This is a genomic window from Streptomyces sp. NPDC086766, from assembly GCF_044746005.1.
GTDB lineage: Bacteria > Actinomycetota > Actinomycetes > Streptomycetales > Streptomycetaceae > Streptomyces.
In genome coordinates this window covers 253,860-272,969 of sequence record NZ_JBIVBI010000005.1, presented here as the reverse complement: position 1 = coordinate 272,969, position 19,110 = coordinate 253,860, and the positions used below count along the sequence as shown (strand labels likewise).

The 19,110-nt window shown below is 75.1% G+C and carries 17 protein-coding genes and 1 pseudogene; 7 read left to right on the top strand and 11 right to left on the bottom strand.

Annotated elements, in window-relative coordinates; all coding sequences use genetic code 11:
- Positions 1-4: 4 nt before the first annotated feature.
- Positions 5-736: a DUF4142 domain-containing protein gene (locus ACIPM1_RS11895; protein ID WP_356184932.1), complete on the bottom strand. Its 732-nt coding sequence runs from the start codon at positions 734-736 to the stop codon at positions 5-7.
- A gap of 266 nt (positions 737-1,002) precedes the next feature.
- Between ACIPM1_RS11895 and grpE the strand changes: the two genes are divergently transcribed.
- Both grpE and ACIPM1_RS11885 read left to right on the top strand, forming a co-directional pair.
- Positions 1,003-1,569: a nucleotide exchange factor GrpE gene (gene grpE / locus ACIPM1_RS11890; RefSeq protein WP_402432431.1), complete on the top strand. Its 567-nt coding sequence runs from the start codon at positions 1,003-1,005 to the stop codon at positions 1,567-1,569.
- A gap of 10 nt (positions 1,570-1,579) precedes the next feature.
- Positions 1,580-2,263: a DUF6445 family protein gene (locus ACIPM1_RS11885; RefSeq protein WP_402432428.1), complete on the top strand. Its 684-nt coding sequence runs from the start codon at positions 1,580-1,582 to the stop codon at positions 2,261-2,263.
- Positions 2,264-2,353: 90 nt separating this feature from the next.
- Here the strand turns inward: ACIPM1_RS11885 and ACIPM1_RS11880 are convergent, their stop codons facing one another.
- Positions 2,354-2,839 carry a hypothetical protein gene (locus tag ACIPM1_RS11880; RefSeq protein ID WP_402432425.1) on the bottom strand — a complete coding sequence of 162 codons (486 nt, stop codon included), beginning with the start codon at positions 2,837-2,839 and terminating at the stop codon, positions 2,354-2,356.
- A gap of 386 nt (positions 2,840-3,225) precedes the next feature.
- Here ACIPM1_RS11880 and ACIPM1_RS11875 point away from each other — a divergent pair, with 386 nt between their 5' ends.
- Positions 3,226-3,921: a type 1 glutamine amidotransferase domain-containing protein gene (locus ACIPM1_RS11875; RefSeq protein ID WP_356184920.1), complete on the top strand. Its 696-nt coding sequence runs from the start codon at positions 3,226-3,228 to the stop codon at positions 3,919-3,921.
- Positions 3,922-4,078: 157 nt separating this feature from the next.
- Positions 4,079-4,969: an NAD(P)-dependent oxidoreductase gene (locus ACIPM1_RS11870; protein ID WP_402432421.1), complete on the top strand. Its 891-nt coding sequence runs from the start codon at positions 4,079-4,081 to the stop codon at positions 4,967-4,969.
- A 56-nt stretch (positions 4,970-5,025) separates the two neighbouring features.
- On the opposite strand, the gene ACIPM1_RS11865 is transcribed toward ACIPM1_RS11870, so the two are convergent.
- From ACIPM1_RS11865 to ACIPM1_RS11840, 6 genes are all read right to left on the bottom strand, one after another.
- A complete protein-coding gene (locus ACIPM1_RS11865; protein WP_402432418.1) occupies positions 5,026-6,033 on the bottom strand; it encodes a hypothetical protein in 1,008 nt (335 codons plus the stop codon).
- Positions 6,034-6,310: 277 nt separating this feature from the next.
- Positions 6,311-6,676 (bottom strand): hypothetical protein, encoded by a 366-nt coding sequence (locus ACIPM1_RS11860; RefSeq protein WP_402432415.1) that lies wholly within the window; start codon positions 6,674-6,676, stop codon positions 6,311-6,313.
- A 202-nt stretch (positions 6,677-6,878) separates the two neighbouring features.
- The gene (locus tag ACIPM1_RS11855; protein ID WP_402432412.1) at positions 6,879-7,730 is read right to left on the bottom strand and encodes a hypothetical protein; all 852 of its coding nucleotides are present in this window, start codon (positions 7,728-7,730) and stop codon (positions 6,879-6,881) included.
- Between the two features lie 355 nt (positions 7,731-8,085).
- The gene (locus tag ACIPM1_RS11850) at positions 8,086-10,617 is read right to left on the bottom strand and encodes a SpoIIE family protein phosphatase (protein WP_402432409.1); all 2,532 of its coding nucleotides are present in this window, start codon (positions 10,615-10,617) and stop codon (positions 8,086-8,088) included.
- Positions 10,618-10,670: 53 nt separating this feature from the next.
- Positions 10,671-11,864 (bottom strand): PP2C family protein-serine/threonine phosphatase, encoded by a 1,194-nt coding sequence (locus tag ACIPM1_RS11845; RefSeq protein ID WP_402432406.1) that lies wholly within the window; start codon positions 11,862-11,864, stop codon positions 10,671-10,673.
- A gap of 124 nt (positions 11,865-11,988) precedes the next feature.
- On the bottom strand, positions 11,989-13,680 hold the full coding sequence (locus ACIPM1_RS11840) for an acetolactate synthase large subunit (protein ID WP_402432403.1): 1,692 nt from the start codon (positions 13,678-13,680) through the stop codon (positions 11,989-11,991).
- Positions 13,681-13,911: 231 nt separating this feature from the next.
- Here ACIPM1_RS11840 and ACIPM1_RS11835 point away from each other — a divergent pair, with 231 nt between their 5' ends.
- Entirely contained in the window at positions 13,912-15,033 is a 1,122-nt protein-coding gene (locus tag ACIPM1_RS11835) for a RimK family alpha-L-glutamate ligase (protein ID WP_402432400.1), read from the top strand.
- Between the two features lie 43 nt (positions 15,034-15,076).
- On the opposite strand, the gene ACIPM1_RS11830 is transcribed toward ACIPM1_RS11835, so the two are convergent.
- From ACIPM1_RS11830 to ACIPM1_RS11820, 3 genes and pseudogenes are all read right to left on the bottom strand, one after another.
- On the bottom strand, positions 15,077-15,856 hold the full coding sequence (locus tag ACIPM1_RS11830) for a hypothetical protein (protein WP_402432397.1): 780 nt from the start codon (positions 15,854-15,856) through the stop codon (positions 15,077-15,079).
- Positions 15,857-15,969: 113 nt separating this feature from the next.
- Positions 15,970-16,674 (bottom strand): RNA polymerase sigma factor, encoded by a 705-nt coding sequence (locus ACIPM1_RS11825; RefSeq protein ID WP_356184890.1) that lies wholly within the window; start codon positions 16,672-16,674, stop codon positions 15,970-15,972.
- 365 nt (positions 16,675-17,039) lie between these two features.
- Positions 17,040-17,417: pseudogene (locus ACIPM1_RS11820) on the bottom strand (hypothetical protein); the annotation flags it as partial.
- A gap of 176 nt (positions 17,418-17,593) precedes the next feature.
- Between ACIPM1_RS11820 and ACIPM1_RS11815 the strand changes: the two are divergent.
- Positions 17,594-18,097 carry a DUF1877 domain-containing protein gene (locus tag ACIPM1_RS11815; RefSeq protein WP_402432394.1) on the top strand — a complete coding sequence of 168 codons (504 nt, stop codon included), beginning with the start codon at positions 17,594-17,596 and terminating at the stop codon, positions 18,095-18,097.
- Between the two features lie 129 nt (positions 18,098-18,226).
- Positions 18,227-19,099 carry a hypothetical protein gene (locus ACIPM1_RS11810; protein ID WP_402432391.1) on the top strand — a complete coding sequence of 291 codons (873 nt, stop codon included), beginning with the start codon at positions 18,227-18,229 and terminating at the stop codon, positions 19,097-19,099.
- The last annotated feature ends 11 nt before the right edge of the window (positions 19,100-19,110 follow it).

The window sequence follows — 19,110 nt, the reverse complement described above, 5'->3', positions numbered from 1 at the left end:
GTTCTCATCCCACCGTCGGGCTCGGGGCGCCGTTCTGGCCGGGGTTCTCGCCCGGCAGGACCGGCGGCCTGGTGGTGCTGTTCACCGGTGGGGTGAGGACGACCTCGGGCTGGCCCGCGGGCGGGGGCGGCGGGGTCAGGTCCGTGTCGGGCAGCTGCGGCGGGGTGGTCTGCTGGAAGAGGACCTGGTCGAAGTCGACCAGGCCGGTCTGCTCCATGACCGTGATGTGGTCCAGCACCGTGTCGTTGGCCTGGTCGGCCAGGGTCCGCACCAGGGTGTTCTTCGTCGTCGAGCGGATCTTCGCGATCGTGTTGAAGATCGAGCCGTGCGTGACGCGCAGGATGTTGGCGAAGTCCGTGTCGAACTGCTTGCCCTGGTCCGCGGCCAGCTTGTTGACGAAGCCCTGCTGCTGGGGGCTGGCCACGTTGGGGATCGCGATGTTGAGCATGGGAGCGATCTTGCGGCAGCTGGCGTCCAGGGCCGCGTGCCCGTCGATCAGGTGCTTGCTCGCGGTGATGACCGCGTTGCTCTGCCCCTTCTTCAGCCCCATCTGCCCGACGGGGTACTCCCACAGCCCGGCCGCGCGCACCTTGACCACGAAGTCGCGATCCCCTTCGGTCAGCGGCCCCCACTGCGTCTGGGCGATGACGCGCGAGGGGTCGGTGGAGACCTTGGTGACCCCGAGCATGGACGGATAGGCGAGCGCGACGAGGGTCAGGCTGAGAGCTCCGCCCACGAAGAGAGTTCCCGTCGCGTTCCGCGAAAAGCGCACCGTGCCTCCTGCCCGGTCGTGGATCCGCCGGCGGGCGGTTCGGACACCCAGGAGTACGGACGCGGGAGCGCGTGGCGCCTCTGGTTCGGGTAAAGAATGGGCAAAGCATGTACGCCTGTGGTCCGGGCGTGCCACCGCCCGGATGTGACCCGGGAGCGCTCGGGTTTTACTCGGCACAGGGGCCGATCGGGCCCGGGAGCGCGGGCCGCGGGGTTGCGGGAGGTGACCGGATGCCGACGGGCGACGGAAGGCCGGACACGTCCGCGGAGCCGGCGGAGGCGGCCGCGCTGCGGCGCCTTCTGGAGGAGCGCACCGCGGACCTGCAGCGGGTGAAGGCGGAGTACGACAACTACCGCAAGCGGGTGCGGCGGGACCGGCTGGCCGTGCGCGAGATCGCGGCGGCCAACGTGCTGCGCACCCTGCTGCCGGTGCTGGACGCCGTGGACCGGGCGAACGCGCACGAGCCGTCCACCCCGGGTCTGCGGGACATCGCCGGCACGCTCCGGGAAGGGCTCGGCGGCCTCGGCGTACGGACGTTCGGCGCGGTCGGCGACCCCTTCGACCCGGCGTGCCACGACGCCCTGGCGCACCACGTCTCCCCCGGCGCCGGCCCCCTCGTCTGCACGGCGGTCCTCCGCCCCGGCTACCGCCTCGGCGACCAGCTGCTCCGCCCGGCCCACGTCGAGGTGACGGGCCCCGCGCAGACCCCCGCCAAGCCGCCGATGACCTTACACGGAGCCAAGGTTGAGGGAATGTTGACCGCTTCCGGGGAGAGCCCTGAGGAGGGCCCGGCCTAGATTCGGCGCCATGCCCCCACAGCCCCCCGGCGTGCCCGCCGCGCTGCCCGTCCTGCCCTATCGCAAGCCCACCGAGGGCCGTGACTACTGGGTGCTGGACGACGTCCTGCCCGACGCGGAGGCCGTACGGCAGCGGTGCCTGACCAGGGACGATTGGGTCAAGGGCCACCCGTACACCGCGGAGAGCTGGCCCGGGATGCGGACGATGCCCGGCCTGGAGCCCCCCGAGCTGGCCCGCGTCGAACGGCTGGTCAAGAAGGCCACCGGCGCGCGGGAGCTGTGGGTGCAGCGGGCGCCCGGCGGCGGCACCCTCAACCACAACTGCGTCCAGGTCGTCGGCGAGGGCGAGAGCGAGCCCCGGCCGCACACCGACTCCCGTGCCCTGTGCCGGTACGCGGCCGTGCTCTACCTCAATCCCGCCGTCCCCAAGGACTGCGGGACCGCCTTCTACCGGCAGTCCCTGCCCGGCGGGCGGCTCGGCGGCAATGTCGTCCGGGCCCCGCACACCAACCTCGTCGAGGCCCTCGGCACCCGGTTCGTCGCACCCGGCGCCTTCACCGAGGACGTCCGCGTGCCGCACCGGGCCAACCGGCTGCTGCTCTACCACGCCAACCTGGTGCACAGCGCGACCGGTTACACCGGGCGGACGCTGGAGGAGAAGCGGATGACGGCGGTCTTCTTCTGGATGGCATGACCTTCTGGATGGCGTGACCGTCGGGGCGGGCCGCACTTCGGAACGGCCCGATCTTCGGGCCGGCGCGGCCCGACGACCGCGGCGGCGGGGTCAGTACCGCAGGGCGGTGCCCACCTCCGCCTTCACCTGGCCGGACAGCTTGTGGGTGCTGCGGGCGGTGCCGTTCGCCGACTTGCCGGACGGTACGTCGTGGAGGGTCACCACGACCGTGTCGAGCAGGTTGCCGCCGGAGTCCTTGTAGTTGACCTGCACGGCGAAGGACTTGGTGGAGTCCGCGGAGTTGGTGACCGTCATGGGGACCGTGGTGCGTCCGGCGGAGTCCGTCGTCGGCGCGCCGAGCTTGACCGAACTCCTCGCGTCGACACCGCCCTTGGCCTCGTCGAGCCGGTGGCCCGCCTCCGCGGTCGCCGAGGCCAGCGCGTCGTTGGCCTGCGAGGCGAGCGACGAGGCGGCGGAGGCCGCCTTGCTCACGGACTCCGACGGGCTGCCGGTGTTGTCGGAGCAGCCGGTCAGCCCCATGGCCACGGCCGCCGCCAGCGCCGCGCCCGTCGTCCAGCGTGCCGGGTGACCGGCCATGTCGCCTCCCACTGCTCGTGCGGTGCCCCCGCGCCGGGAGCCGACGGGAGGGGTGGTCGTCAGTTCCAGTGAAGGGCCGGGGACGGGCCCCCGCACGCGGGCGTCACCCGACCGGGCCCGCCCCCGTGGTGGCGCCGGACCCACGGCCGGATGGTCGTAGAGGGGCGGCGCCCGGATGTCCCGGCGGCCGCCGTCCGCGGCTGTCGCACAGGGAGGCCGCCCGCGACCGCCGTGTCGGGCCGCCCCGCGCGGCCGTTCCCCGCGGCCACGCACGCACACATCGAAGATCCGATGGCAGGAATCGGATCTTCTATTGGCTCGCCGGCGGCGGGCGATCCTACCGTCGGGATCCTCGCCCCCGTGACCGTCCGAGGAGAGCTACGACCATGGCGAAGATCCTGTTCCTGATGACCGCCGCCGACCAGTGGACCCTGGCCGACGGCAGCAAGCACCGCACCGGCTTCTGGGCCGAGGAGGCGGTCGTCCCCCTCGAGGCCTTCAAGTCCGCGGGCCACCAGGTCACCGTGGCCACCCCGGGCGGCGCGGTCCCGCCGGTCGACCCGGCCAGCCTGAGCCCCGAGGCCGCCGGTGGCGCCGAGGAGGCCGCCCGGCTGCGGCAGGTGATCGACACCGCCCCCGAGTTCGCTGCCCCCGTCGCGCTGTCCGGCGTCCGCCTGGACGACTACGACGCCCTGTACGTCCCCGGCGGCCACGGCCCGATGGAGGACCTGGCGGTCGACGCCGACTCCGGCCGCCTCCTCACGAGCGCGGTGCAGAGCGGCCTGCCGGTCGGCGTGGTGTGCCACGGCCCGGCCGCCCTGCTGGCGGCGGTGCGGGAGGACGGCAGCAACGCCTACGCCGGATACCGCATCACCGCCTTCACCAACGCCGAGGAGCGGATGGCGGGCAACGCCGAGCGGGCCAAGTGGCTGCTGCAGGACCGGCTCACCGAGGCGGGCCTGAAGGTGGAGACGGGGGAGGCGTGGGCGCCGCACGTCGAGACCGACCGCAACGTCGTCACCGGCCAGAACCCGGCCTCCTCCGCGCCCCTCGCCCAGGAACTGCTCAAGAAGCTCGGCTGAGCCACGGGGTCGCGCCGGCCGGGGCGCGCACGGCCGGGCGCGCTCCCGAGGGGGCGTGGCCCGGCCGACTCCGGGAAGGCTCGGACCTGACCGGGCGCGCCGGCCGGATGCGCCCGGCCGCCCCACCACCCACCGCACGGATCAGGAAGCCGACGACATGACCGACACCCTCACCGTGAGCGTCCTGGGCACCGGGATCATGGGTTCCGCGATGGCCCGGAACCTGCTGAAGGCCGGGCACACCGTCCGGGTCTGGAACCGCACCCGCGCCAAGGCCGAGCCGCTCGCCGCCGACGGCGCGCGGATCGCGGACACGCCCGCCGAGGCGGTGCGGGACGCCGACGTCGTCCTCACCATGCTCTACGACGGCGGCACGGTGCTGGAGGTCATGCGCGAGGCCGCCCCCGCGCTGCGCTCCGGCGCCCTGTGGGTCCAGTCGACCACCGTCGGCCTGGACTCCGTCGAGGAACTGGCCGGCCTCGCCCGCGACCACGCACTCGTCTTCTACGACGCACCGGTGCTCGGCACCCGCCAGCCCGCGGAGGCCGGGCAGCTGACCGTCCTGGCCGCGGGGCCCGTCGAGCACCGGGACGCGGTCGCCCCGGTCTTCGACGCGGTCGGCGCCCGCACGGTGTGGACGGGCGAGGACGGCGCGGCGGCCGGTGCCACCCGGCTGAAGCTGGTGGCCAACAGCTGGGTGGTCGCGGCCACCGCCGCGACCGGTGAGGTCCTCGCCCTGGCCGGGGCGCTCGGCGTGGACCCGCAGGACTTCTTCGGCCTCATCGCCGACGGACCGCTCGACATGGGGTACCTGCGCGCCAAGGCGGCCCTCGTCCTGGAGGACCGGCTGTCCCCGGCGAGCTTCGCGGTGGCGACCGCCGAGAAGGACGCCCGCCTCATCGTCGAGGCCGGCGAACGCCACGGGGTCCGCCTCGACGTGGCCGCCGCGAGCGCGGAACGCTTCGCCCGCGCCGCCGCCCAGGGCCACGCCGACGAGGACATGGCCGCGGCGTACTTCGCGAGCTTCGGCGACAAACCGGCCGGCTGAGCGGGGGCCGCCCCCGCCGGGCTGCCCCGGCTCCGGTCGGGTCCGGGGCGGCGCGGTCAGCCCAGGCAGACCACGAGCAGGCAGAGCTGGGACGGCGACGTCGGGTCGGCCGTGGGGCTCGTCTGCGTCGACCCGGACCCGGACGTGGAGGTCGAACCCGAACCGGACTGCGATCCCGATCCCGTCGCGGTCCCGGATCCCGAGGCCGAGCCGGTGCCGTCGGAGCCGGCGGGCGCGGTGGACGGCTGGGCCGCCGTGCCGGATCCGCCGGAGGCCGTGCCGCCGGTGGACGAGGACAGGCTCCCCGTCCCCTGGGCCGCCGACGTCGTACCGGCCGGGCCGCCCGCCGTCGTGCGTCCCGTCGTGGGCGCCGCCGTGCGGGGCGCGGCGGAGTCCGGACGGACGTCCGGTGCCGTGGAGCCCTGCGGCGCGGGAGCGGACTGCCCGTGCGTGCGCCCGTCCGTCCGCGGCGCTGCGGAGGCGGGGGACGACTGACGGGCGTCGGGGCTCGGCGAGTCCGGGAGGACGTGCTGCGGCGGGAGGTCGCCCACGGAGCCCGCGTTCGCGGAGTCCGGTGCCGAGGCCGCCTGTGCCCGGTCGCCGGTGTGCTGGTCCATCGAGGCGAGGGTCAGGCCGCCGCCCACCATGGCGACGGCGGTCGCGACCAGGGCCCGCCGCTGCGTCTTCTTCCAGCGGGCCAGCCGGCGGCGCCGGGCCGCCCGCCCCATCCGCGCGGGCGCCACGCCCGCGACGCCGGTCTCGCCGTGCGGAGCCTCGTCCACGCCGTGCGGGGCGTCCATGTCGTGCCCGGCGTCCATGCCGTTCATGCCGGGTGCGTGGTGCACGTCGGCCGGAGCCGGCGGCCCGTCCGGACGGCGGCCGCCGTGCCACTCGCCCGAGGCCGTGACCTCCCACCCGGCGGCCGGGCCCGCCGCCGCGCCGGCCGACGCCAGCGGGGCGCGGGCCGAGGCGATGGGGGGAGCTATGTCCGGGGCGTAGGCGCCGCACCCGGGGCACACCAGGGCGCCGTTGAGATACCGGCGACACGAGGAGCAGTAGTCCATCCGCGGTCTTCCTGAGTCGACACGCCGTCGGCCCGCCGGGGCCGTGGCCTGAACACGCTCGCACGTGGAACCGAGCGGCAGTCACGCTAACGAGCCTTTCGAAAGACCCGGTGCAGCCCCTGTGACGCTGTTGCGCGGATTCTTCGCAAACCTCGCGCAGGTGTGACCTGCCGGGGGAACACCGCCCGCCCCGTCCGGCGCGGTACGTCGGGTGCGGTCCGCCGGGCGCGGTCTCTCGGCTGCGGTCCGCGGGGCGGGTTCGGGCACGCGCGGTCGGTCAGGCGCGGTCGGTCAGCTCCTCGGCGTACACCTGCGACAGCGGCTGGGGGCCGACGTACTGCCGGCAGTTGCACTCACCGGCCTCGAAGCGCAGCGGCTTCCTGTTCTCGTCCCAGGCGGTGGGCACCTCCACCCGCTCGTGGCACCGGCCCCCCTTGTCGTGCTTGGCCAGGTGATGGGTGCAGCCGCACACCGGCTCCGGCGGCCGGTGCGCCGCCTCCACGGCCAGGCGTTCCGACTTCGCCGCCTCCAGCCGCTCCATCCTGCGCTCGTGCCGGTTGCGCAGGGCGGTCCGCGCGGTGTCCGCGAGCCAGGCGAAGCCACCTGTCCAGAACAGGATGAGCACCCACCAGAACCAGTCCATCGGTCGTCCCTCCCCCGGTACGGCGGCGATCCGGTGCGGTCGCCGCGCGGCACCGGTGCCGGTCGGTGCACCGGGGCCCGGACTTCAGCATAGGCAGGGGGAGTTGGGGCCGACAGGGGTGAGCGCCGAGCTTCGACTGCCGGGCCTTCGGTGCCGGGCCCCGGATGCCAGGCATCGAGTGCCGGTGCAGGTGCCGGACGGCTCAAGACTCCCGGGCGGGCCGCGTCAGTGCGCGGGCCTGGTCGCCGCCCCGGGCCGCCACGGGCCGCACGGACACGGACACGGGTGCGGGCACCGGCACCGGCATGGGCGTCGCCGGTACGGACGCCGCCCGGCCGAACAGCCGGCTCGGGAGGTCCCAGGGGAGCGGCCGCCTCGGGCGGTGCCCGTGGAGCAGGCCCAGCACGATCGCGGCGGACACGGCGATCAGATGCTCGCGGCCGGCCAGGTTGGGCACGGCGATCGACTCCCACACCATCGACCCGCCGGTCAGGACGAACACGACCGGGGCGCGCCGGACCACCGCGATGTAGGTGAACAGCCCCACCACGGCGGCGGACGGACCGGTGTCGAGGACCTGCCCGATCTCGGGCGGCAGCCCCAGCCCCCACCAGCCCGGCCCGATCGCCAGCATCACCCGCACGGTCAGCGTCCCGGCCAGCGTGGTCGCGTACGACACCACCAGCGTCCTGGCCCGGCCCAGGACGAGTTCGGCCAGCGCGAACGCCAGGAACAGCTGGGTGATGCCCGCCCAGACCGGCAGGTCCAGGGCCGGCACGTACAGCGAGACCGGGGTGCGCAGCAGCGCCAGCCACAGCGGCAGGTCGGCCGTGACCCCGCCGAGCAGCCGCACCGCCACCTCACCGGCCGGCCGCTGCGCCAGCGCGTGGAAGAAGATCACGCCGAAGGCGGCCACGAACGCCAGCACCAGTCCGGACAGCCCCCGGCGCACGAGCTGCCGCACCGGATCGACGACGATGCCGTGCCACTCGTCGCGCAGGGTCCGGCCGGCGAACAGTGCGGCCCGCGCCAGAAGGTCACGCGGCCGCTCCAACCCGGCGCCGAAGCGCCGCCGTGTCCCTCGGAGCAATTCCCCCACCCACCGTGCCACACCCGTATGGACCGCGATCCCGCCCAGCGCGTTGCCCGGCCGCGCCCGGGCGGCCCCCCTGTTCCATGATCTTCCCCGAGCTGCTCCGCGATAACATCCCGTGCGGCGCCGGGTCCGGCGCCGGCCCGTCGGGAAGCCGCGTGCGGCGGGTGGGCGTGCGGACAGCGGTGCGCGGGGGCGGGCGGGCCGGCGCCTTCTCCGCCACCTCGGGGGGCGCCGCCGCAGCGAGCCGGAGGGCCTTGCTCTCCGCGTCCTGACGCGACCGCTGCGCGTCCCGTCGCGCCGAACGGCGGAGGACTCACCCGCCGGGCAGGTCGATCTCCGCCCAGATCGTCTTTCCCTCGGTGTGGGGGCGCGTCCCCCACCTCTCGGCGAACTGGGCGACGAGGAGCAGGCCGCGCCCGCCCTCGTCGAAGGTGCGGGCCCGCCGCAGGTGCGGGGCGCTGCTGCTGCAGTCGGACACCTCGCAGATCAGCGCGGTGGCCGTGTGGATCAGCCGCAGCCGGATGGGCGGCTGCCCGTAGCGGATCGCGTTCGTGACGAGTTCGCTGACCACCAGTTCGGCGGTGAAGGACACCTCCTCCAGCCGCCACTCCGTCAGCCGGGCGAGGACCGCGCCACGGGCGTCGGCGACCGCCGCCGGGTCGGACGGCAGGTCCCAGCTGGCGACGTGGCCGGTGTCGAGCGCCCGGGTGCGGGCGACCAGCAGGGCCACGTCGTCGCGGGGCTGGGCCGGGAGCAGCGTCTCGATCAGGTCGTCGCAGGTGGTCTCCAGCGATCGGGCGGCCCGCTGCTCCAGGCACTGGCGCAGCAGCGCCAGGCCGTGGCCCAGATCGTGCTTGGCCCCTTCCACGAGGCCGTCCGTGTAGAGGACGAGGAGGCTGCCCCGGGGCAGCTCCCACTCGCTGGTCTCGAAGGGCAGGCCGCCCACGCCGAGCGGAGGGCCGGGCGGTACGTCGACGAAGTCCGCCGCGTCGTCGCCGGTGACGACGGCGGGCGGCGGATGGCCCGCGGTGGCGGCGGTGCAGCGCCGCGAGACCGGGTCGTAGACCACGTACAGGCAGGTGGCGATGAGCGCCGTGGAGAGGTCGAGGTCGGCCCCGCGGGCGGGCACGGGCCCCTGCTCCGGCTCCGGTTCCGCGGAGGCGTCCTCCTCCGCGGCCAGATGGGTGATCAGATCGTCGAGGTGGGTGAGGAGTTCGTCGGGCGGGAGGTCGACGTCGGCCAGGGTGCGGACCGCGGTCCGCAGGCGGCCCATGGTGGCCGAGGCCCGCAGGCCGTGGCCCACCACGTCGCCCACGACCAGGGCGACCCGGGCACCCGACAGCGGGATCACGTCGAACCAGTCCCCGCCCAGCCCCGCCCGGGTGCGGGCCGGGAGGTAGCGGTAGGCCACCTCCACCGCCTCCTGGGCCGCGAGGCGGCGCGGGAGCAGGCTGCGCTGCAGGGCCAGGGCGGTGTCGCGTTCGAGGGTGTAGCGGCGGGCGTTGTCCACGGCCACGGCGGCGCGCGCGCCGATCTCCTCGGCCAGCAGCAGGTCGTCCTCCTCGAACGGGTCCTGGCGCCGGTGGCGGACGAGCACCGCCACGCCGAGGGTGATGCCGCGGGCGCGCAGCGGAATGACCATGACCGAGTGGATCCCGAACGTCCGGACCACCCCGGACCGCGCCGGGTCCGCCTCCTGCCAGGCCTGGACGGACTTGTCGATCGTGCTGTGCAGCGAGGGCCGGCCGGTGACCAGGCACCGGACGGGGGGAGCGGCCTCGGGGTAGTGGTCCACGTCTCCCGGCTGGATCACCGCCTCGGGCACACCGGGCAGCACGGACTGCTGTGCGACCCGGCGCAGGGCGACGGTGCCCGGGGAGGGGGACCGCGGCTCGACTCCCCGGAACAGGGAGTCCAGCAGGTCGATGGTGACGAAGTCGGCGAGCCGGCCCACCGCCACGTCGGCCATCTCCTGCGCCGTGCGCATCACGTCCAGCGTGCTGCCCACCTGGGCGCTGACGTCGTTCAGCAGCGCGAGCCGTTCCCGGGCCCGGAACTGCTCGGTCACGTCGAGCGCGGAGAGCTGCACGTGCCGCACCCGGCCGGACGGGCTCCTGATCGGCGACACGGTGATGGACCAGGCCCGCTCGGACGCGTCCGGCCGGGCTCGACCCCGTATCTGGAACTGCTCCGGTTCGCCGGTCTTCAGCACCCGGCGCATACCGTTCTCGGTCGTCCGGCAGACGTGGGGCGGCAGGATGTCGGTGACCCGCAGCCCGCTCATCCGCTCCTCGCTCATCCCCAGCTCGCGCACGGCCCCGGCGCTCGCCCGCAGGGCCCGCAGCCCGGAGTCGAAGACCATCACGGGCAGATGGCACTGCGTGAACGCCTCGTCCGCGGTGAATCCCTCGACGTCCTCCGGCTCCGGCCGCTCCGCCCCGGTCTCCTCCGGCTCCGGCCGCTCCGGCTCCGGGGACGGTGCCGAGACCACGACCAGCTGCTGTGCGTTGCCCACGCCGTCGAAGGAGGGGTACACCCGCAGCCGTACCTCCACCCGGCGGCCGTCCCGGTGCCGCAGCACGGTCGTCCCGCGCCGCACCCCGTCGGCGGCGTGCTCCCCGAGCACCGCGCGGAAGCCCCGCTCGACGTCCGCGTCCGAGCCGAACAGACGGACCACGGGACGCCCCACGACCTCCTGGTGCGGATAGCCGAGCAGGCGCTCGGCACCGGCGCTCCACCCGGTCACGAGCCCCTGGTCGTCGACGACGGCCGTGGCCGCGCCCGCCGGGTCCGGGAGCGGTCCGGAACCGCTTCCGGGTGGGGTGCCACCGTGCATGTCGATCATCGCCCGTTCCGACCTCGCCGCGTCGACCCCGTACCTCCTCGCGTACCTCACTTCTACCGTTCTTCGCCGCCGCCCGCGCGTCGTGACGCCGCCCCGCCCGTCGCGGGGTGGGGGCATGTCCCGGCGTCCTCCGGGAGCCGGTCGACGAGGATCATGGCGACGTCGTCCGCGAGCGAGTCCCCGGTGTGCCGGAGCAACCGCTGGTGCAGCTGCTCCAGGAACTCCTCGGGACCGCGGGCGCGCACCGTCTCCATGGCCTCGGGCAGCGGGAAGAAGGTGTCGGAGCCGTCGCGCGCCTCCACCACGCCGTCGGTGTGCAGGAGCAGCCGGTCGCCCGGCGCGAACGGATGGCGCTCGGTGGCGGCGGGCGGGCAGGTCAGCAGGTCCTCCAGACCCAGCGGCGGCATCGGCACCCGGGGGTCGAGCGGCCGGGCCCTGCCCTCGTGCAGCAGCAGGGGAGGCGGATGCCCGCGGTTGACCAGCTCGACCTCGGACGTGCTCGACACCTGGGCGACGACCGTGGTGACGAAGCACTCGGTCCGGTACTCCTCGTCGTGGCCGGAGGTGGCGCACTCCCGGCGCAGGGCGGCCGCGCAGTGGTCGATGACCTCGACCAGGTCGCGCTCGTAGTGGGCGGTCTCCCGGAACGCGCCCAGCACCGCCGCGGCCGCCTGCACCGCGGGCAGCCCCTTGCCCCGGACGTCGCCCACGATCATCCGGACCCCGTACCGGGTCTGCACCGCCTCGTACAGGTCGCCGCCGATCTGCGCCCCGGTCTCGGCCGCGAGGTAGATGCTGGCGGCCCGCAGCGGGCCCAGCCGGGGGCACACGGGCCGCAGCAGGACCGCCTGCGCGGCTTCCGCGATACGGCGGATCTGGTCGAGCTCGTTCTTCCTGCGCGTCCGCATGAGGTTGCTGATGGTGACGGACGCGACGGACACCACGAACAGGCCCAGCATGTTGCTGTACACCTGCTCGCCGGCCCACGAGTGGTGCAGCGTGGCGGACGTGCTGGTGACCGCCAGGGCGCCGGTGGCCGCCGACAGGGTGCCCACCGGTCCCATGGTCAGCGCGGCGAGCGGCGGCATCGCGGTGAGCAGCGGCCCGGTGTAGACGAAGTGCGCCGGTGACAGTTCGATGCCGAGGCCCACGAGTACGACCGCGAAGGGTACGCACTGCTCGACTCTGAGAAGGACCCGGCCGTGACCGCCCGCCGCGGATCCGGGAGAACCACGGAGCCACCGCATGACAACAGCGTCCCTCTTGGCCTCCCGATGGTCCACCCGCGCCCGGCGCCCCCACGCGCCCGGACCGTGCCGCCGCCGCCCGTGCGGCCCGCGGCGCGGCCCCCGGGGGACCGGCGGGGCCGGGTCAGAACGGGCCGCTGAGGCTGCCCAGCCGGTCGGTCAGGCGCAGGTTCTCGGCGTAGTCGACGGGGCAGGCGATCACGGAGACCGCGTCGTCGGCGAGGGCGCCGCGCAGCACGGGCAGCAGCTGGTCGGCGCTCTCGATCGCGTAGCCGCGGGCGCCGAAGCTCTCGGCGTAGGCGACCAGGTCCGGGTTGGCGAAACGGGTGTGGCTGTGGCGGCCGAGTTCGAGTTCCATCTTCCAGGTGATCAGGCCGTACTCCTGGTCGACCAGGACGAGGACGACCAGCGGGACGCCCTCGCGTACGGCGGTCTCCAGTTCCTGGGAGTTCATCAGGAACGAGCCGTCGCCCATCATCGCCAGCACGCGCCGGTCCGGCCGGGCCAGCTTGGCGGCGATGGCGCCCGGCAGCGCGAAGCCCATGGTGGACAGGCCGTTGGAGACCAGGCAGGTGTTCGGCTCGTAGGTGGGGTAGAGGCGGGCCATCCACATCTTCCCGGCGCCGGTGTCGGCGAGCACGATGTCGTGGCGGTCGAGCGCGGTGCGGACGTCGGCCACCACGCGCTGCGGCACCAGGGGGAAGGCGTCGTTGTCGCGCCCGTAGCGCAGTTCGTCGTCGAGGAGCGTGCGGATCTTCCCGCTGCTCCCCGAGTCGTAGGAGAGCCCGTCGGGCAGTGCCGCCGCGAGCGCGTCCAGCGCCAGTGAGGGGTCGCCCTCGACGCCCACCGCGACCGGGTAGTGGGTGTCCACCTCGGCGGGGAAGCGGTGCACGTGGACGATCCTCTTGTCGCCGTCCGGGTTGATCTTCGCCGGGTCGAACTCCTGGATCTCGTAGCCCACGCAGACCAGCACGTCGGCCGCGTCGAAGCCGAAGTTGCCGTAGTCGTGGCGCATGAAGCCGACCGCGCCGAGGGCGCTGGGGTGGTCGTCGGGGAAGACGCCCTTGGCGTGGAAGGTGGTCGCGACCGGGATGCCGAGCCGCTCGGCGAACCGTACGAGGGCGTCGCCCGCTCCGGCCCGGGTGGCGCCGTGGCCGGCCAGCACGACGGGGTGCCGTGCGGCGGTGAGCACCTCGGCGGCCCGCGCGATCTGGGTGAGGGACGGCGCGTCGGCGTGGACCGTGTCGATCTGGAGGGGCGCCAGCGGCTCGGCGGGGTGCTCGGCCTCGATGTCCTCCGGCACCGCCAGGAACACGGCGCCGGGGCGTTCGCTCTCGGCGGTCTTGAACGCCTTGCGCGTCATCTCCGGCACCGCGTCCGGGCACTCGACGCGCGCCGCCCACCGGGTGACCGGAGCGAACATCGACACCAGGTCGATGACCTGGTGCGACTCCTTGTGCGTGCGGCGCAGGGAGCCCTGGGCGGCCAGGGCGACCATCGGCGTGCTGTTGGTGGTGGCGTCCGCGGTGCCGAGGAGCAGGTTGATCGCTCCGGGCCCCAGCGTGGCCGAGCACACGCCGGCCCGTCCGGTCAGCCGGCCGTAGATCTCCGCCATGAAGGAGGCGGCCTGTTCGTGACGCACGAGGACGTACCGGATCCCGGAGCCGTTCAGCGCGTCGACGAAGCGGATGTTCTCCTCACCGGGGATCCCGAAGACGTACTCGACGCCCTCGGCGCGCAGACAGCGCACCAGCAGGTGCGCGACGTCCTCATCCGCTTCCGCGGTCCGCGACCCGGTCGCGTCGTTGGTGGCCATGGGACGAACGTAGGCACGCCCGCCGGGCCCGGCCACTTGTCGGCGTCCGGACGGGCGGGTGCCGGGGAGCGGGGCACCGCGGTGGGCGGGCGCGCGGGGGCGGGTGGTGGCGCGCCGGGGCGGACGGGCACGCGGGCAGCGCCCGCGGGGCCGCCGGGATGCGCCTGTCGGCGCGATGTGCTGCTCTGGGGGGAGATCGCCCTCGACCGGTCCCGGACGGCGGAGATGGTCATGCTGACAGTGGGCACCTTTCTGCCGCCCGCCCCGCGCGGCGGAGCGCCGGCGCCGGCCGCTCGCGCGCGGACCGGAAGGATCCCGGCCGACGAACACGCGCTGCTGATGGACCTGCTGGCGACCCTCCCGGACGTCGAGTTCGTGCACGGCCTGGACATCCGCCGCTCCTGCGTCCGCGACGGCAGGGTGCACTGCGGCGAGGTCTGCCTCAACGACCTCGACCTCTACGTCTGGCACGCCGGGACGGCCCGCGACCCCCGCGGCTACACCCTGGAGGCGCTGCGCACCCTGAGCCTGGACGTCCCCGTCGTCCCCGACCCGGAGCGCTTCGCCACGGGCCTGGACAAGTACCGGGCGCACCTACGGCTGTCCCGGGCCGGCCTCCCGGTCCCCGACACGATCCTCCTCGACCACCGCAACACGGAAGCGGGCGCCCCGGTCCTCGCCGCGTGGGGCCGCGCCCTGCTGAAACCCCGGTTCGGCGCGTACGGCAGAGGAGTCCTGCTGATCGAGGACGCCGCCACCCTGCGGGACCTGGCGGACTACCTCGACGGCACCGTCGGGGCCGGTGCGGAGAGCACGTTCCTGCTGGAGCGCTTCTGCCCCAACCGCGGTCCCGCGGACTGGGTCGGCACCACTCTCGTCAACGGCACGCTGATGTACGGCTACCGCAAGCGCGCTCACCGCTTCACCCGCATGCCCACCGGCGCCTGGAAGGTGTACGACCCGGAGGGCGTCGGCGGCGACGTCGACGCCTGCGACGTCCCGCCGGAACACGCCCGGCTCGCGCGGCTCGCCCAGCGGGCCCTGGACCTGCCGCTGGTCGGCTTCGACCTGATCCGGAGCGAGGGGCGGCCCGTCATCGTGGACGAGAACACCTTTCCCGGCTTCTACCCCGATCTCCTCGCCGCCGCGGGACGCTCGCTCGGCCGTGAACTCTTCGGCCTCGTGCGGGACCTGGTCGCCGGTCTGATCGCGGAGCGGGCCGGGGCGCCGGAGGCGGCACGGCGGACGCGCCTCGACGGCGAGCCCGCGGGGCCCGGCGCCCGGGGGGAAAGGCCCCCGAGAACGGCGGACGGCGTGCCCGCGAGAGTCTCCGGGAGGTCCACGGCCACGTGAGTCCCGGCGCGGGCGCCGGCCGCCCCGGGCTTGGAGCCGCCGTCTACCTGTGGCTCCCGCCGCCGCCGCTCCCGCCGCTGCCGCTCCCGCTGCCGCCGCTCCGGTCGCCGCCGCTCCCGCTGCCGCCGGCGGTGCCGCCCGAGCCGCCGGAGGCGCCGCCGGACGTGCCGTTGCCGGAGGCGTCCCCGCCGGAGCCGCCCGGGTTCCCCGCCGTGGCCCTGCCGGCCGCCGTCGCCCCTGCGGCCGGTCTGCCGGTGCCGTCCGGCCCGGTCGGCGCGGCTGTCGCGTGGGCGAGCTGCTCCAAGCAGTACGCGGAGACCCGGTCCTTGCCGCCGGCCGCCTCGACGAGCTGCCGCCAGGCCGTGGCGTCGAGCGCCTTGCCGTGGTCCTCGACCTTCTCGTAGGCGCGGCAGTGCGCCTCGGTGTCCTGGGCGGAGGCCGGGCGGCCCGTCGGTCCGCGGTCGCCGGAGGACGACGAGACGGCGCCGCCCGGCCGGTCCGAGGCGGCCGCCGACGGGTGCGCGGCTCCCGGGCCGGCATCGGCTCCGTCCCCGGACGGGCCGGCGGAACCGATGGCCGCGACCGCGACACCGCCCAGCGCCAGACTGGCGAACACCACGCCGAACGTCGTCTTCATCGGGCGCCCGGACCGCCGCTCCGCGGGGTGCCGCCAGTCGTCCCGGCGCCGGGTGCGCGCCCCGTGCGCGCCCGTGCCGCGGGCGGACCGGTAGGCGGTCACGGCCCGCTGCTCGGCCGCGGGGGCGGGATCGGCTCCGCGCAGGGCGGCGGCGAGCGCCGCTTCCAGCGCGGCGGTCTCCCGCACGTCGTCCCCTTGGCCGGACACCTCGCCGTGAGGGCGCGCATGTCGACGGCCTCTGACTCCGCCGCTCAGCCGTTCACCCATGTCCGCTTCCGTTCCTGTACGGCACGTTCGATTCATTTCGACTCCCCAAGCGTGCGGGAAGCCTCATCCGTCACACCCTCGCCCTCCTCGCCGCCCAGACCCAGCTGGCGGGCGAGGCGTTTCAGACCCCGGTGGGCGGCCGTGCGCACCGCCCCCGGGCGCTTGCCGAGCACGCGTGCGGCGGCGGGACCGTCCAGGCCGACGACGACCCGCAGGAGCACGGCCTCGGCCTGGTCCCGGGGCAGCCCGCGGACCAGTTCCAGGGCCCGCTCGGTGGAGAGGGACTCCAGGGCCAGGTCGTGGGTGCTGTGCGGGCTGGGCAGGTCCAGGACGTCCTGTTCGGTGCCCCCCGCCCGGGGCCGCGCGCGCTGGCGGCGCAGGTGGTCCAGGGCCCGGTGCCGGGCGATGGTCGCCGTCCAGCCGCGGAAACCGGCCCCGTCGCCCTTGAAGCGGCCGAGGTCCCGGGCTATCTCCAGCCAGGCGTCGGACGCCACGTCCTCCGCGTCGTCTCCGACGATGCCGTGCAGATAGCCGAGCAGTCCCGGCTGGACGATCCGGTAGGCCACGGCGAAAGCGGTCTCGTCGCCGTCCTGGGCCCGCGCCACCGCCGCGCCCAGTTCCCCGTTCGCCGCCACGCGCCCGGGTTGCCGTACCTGGCTCAAAACTGTCCTCGTTCGCACCGAATTCACAGCGAGTCCATGCCTCCGCCGTGCGCCCGATCGCGTCGACGGCCCCATGATGACCAGCGTCCGCTCGCACGGAAATGTCACAACGCACCACGTGTCTTCACGTCGTCGCGGGTGTGGCGGGTGACGTTTCGCGCCGCCCGTGCGCTGCATGAGTGCCGAGTCCGCCCGGGACGGGTCGTGAGCGACCACCTGGCCGGATCCCGGCACCGTGATCCACCTCCGGATCTCTCTCCGTGCTGCTCTTGACTCCCCCCGGGAGCGGCACGGAGAGGGCCGCGGGCGGCCGGAACCCCTCCCACTGCATGGGGTTCCGGCCGCCCGCACATCTCCCGGCCTCACCGGTTCCGGTGATCCGCGGGCGCCGGTGAGGGCGCCCCCGCCGACGCGGGGGCGGGAGCGGCCGCCGGTGCGCCGGCCGTCGCGTCGCGGCACAGCAGCCGCAGCGAACCGTGTCCGGCGAAGCAGCGGCGGGCCTCGTCGATGGGGTCCCACAGCCGCCCGTCCGCCGTGCGGATCCGGTGTCCGCCGTCCACCGCCGACCACTCGGCGTCGGCCTGGCGGACGATCACCTCACCCGCGTACGCCCCGAGGGAGCGCAGCACGCTCTCCACGGCGGCGTAGGGCGTCTCCTCCCGCCGGAGGTCGGCGATGATCCGGTCGACGCGCCACAGGCTCGGTGCCGAGTAGTCGAGGCGCAGCCGGGCCCCCTCGCGCATCGTCGCCACCACGTCGGCCGCCCAGCGCACGGGCTTGGCCGCGGCGTGGGGTCTCGTCTCCTGCTGTGTCGTCACGTACGGAGTAGCGAGGGCACCGGCCGATCCGTCACCCGGTGCCGGCGCTCGCCCGCGACGGGGCCCGGGGTGCCCACCCCGGCCGGACGACGGACGTGCGACGGTCCAGGAGCCCCCGGACCTGGCGGTCCTTCCGCGGGCGTGACGCTCCGGCACCCCGGTGCGCTCCTCCTGGCATGAGCGCGTACCTCCGTCTGCGAGCGGTGCCGCCCCCGGCACTGCGCAACAGTGCGACCTGGCTTGAACGGCTGTTCGAGGACGACTCGGCGGCCGTACGGCACCGGGTCGGCCGGCACCGCGAGGAGGTGCTGGACGGGCGCTATCTGGACCAGGAGCGCATCTACGCCGGCGTCTGCCCGCAGCGCGCCGCCGACCGGCCCCAGGCCCAGGTGGTCCTCGGCGGCCGGCCGGTGCCCCGCGCCGATCCGCGCAAGCCGCGGCTCCTGGTGCTGACGGCGGCCCAGGCCCGCCGGGTGGCCGGGTTCCTGACCACCGCCGACTTCGACGCGCTGTGGTTCTTCGCCCGCGACGAACTGCTGCCGCGCTACGGCGGTGCGCGGGCGGAGCCCGAGACGTGGGGCGCGTTCGTCACGGGGCACCGGGAGCTGACGGCGTTCTACACGCGGACGGCCGACTGCGGCGAGGCGGTGGTGAAGTGGCTGCCCGCCCGGACCACGTGAAGCGCCCGCGCCACGTGAAGGCCGTCCGGGGCGCATGAGGGTCGCCCGGGTGTAACACTTTCGGCCGCGTGCGCTCTTTCCATGCGGACGACCATGCCGGTCGTCGGCCAGGACTAGGGGGCACGACTCGTGCAGTGGACGAACGACAGCGGCGCGGCGTACGGCGAGGACCCATACGCCGGTGCCGGGTATCCGTATGCCCACGGCCAGGGCCACGGATACGGCCACGGGTACACGTACGGGCACGGACACGGCGGCACCGCCACCACCGACACGGCCACCCTGCCCTGGTCCCCGCAACCCGCGTACGGGACGCACCCGGGGCAGGCCGTCTTCACGACGGGAACGTACCCCCACGCCCCCGGCACGCACCCGTACCCGGCCGGCCCCGGCACCGCCACGACGGCGTGGGACGCCCCCCACGGTGACGCCCTCACCGTGCCGCCCCCGGAGTACGGCACTCCCGTCCCCGCCGTACCGCAGGGGCGAGCGGAACCGCCACCGGGTCCGGAGCCGGACGCGGCGGGGGAGGCGGTGCGGCCCGTCTTCGTCGACTCCTCGGGGCGACGCCAGCGCCGCGTCCTGCGCGCCACCCGGCTGCTGCTGATCCCCGCCGGCGGCTACGTCGCCCTGCTGATCAGCACCGTGCTCGGCGGCCCCAGCATCAGCTCCCCGGTCGTCCCGCAGCCGCACTCCCCGCACCCGGCCGCGCCCGGGGCGACCGCACCCGACGCCGCGCCCGGCACGGACCACTCGTCCGGGACCACGGACTCCGTCGCCGCGCCCCGGAACTCCCGCTCCGCGGCGACGCGGGCGGCCGCCGGCCCCACCGGCAGGCCGGCCGGCTCCTCCACCCCCGTGGCCACCTCCGGGACCACCGCGGCCCCCACCCGGACCACGTCCCCGGCCCCGGCCCCCACTGCGACGGCGACCACGACCGCCGCCCCCACCTCCGCCTTCCAGGGCCGCGGCGCCGGCTCGACCCACAACCCCGTGAAGTGAGCCAGGCCCCG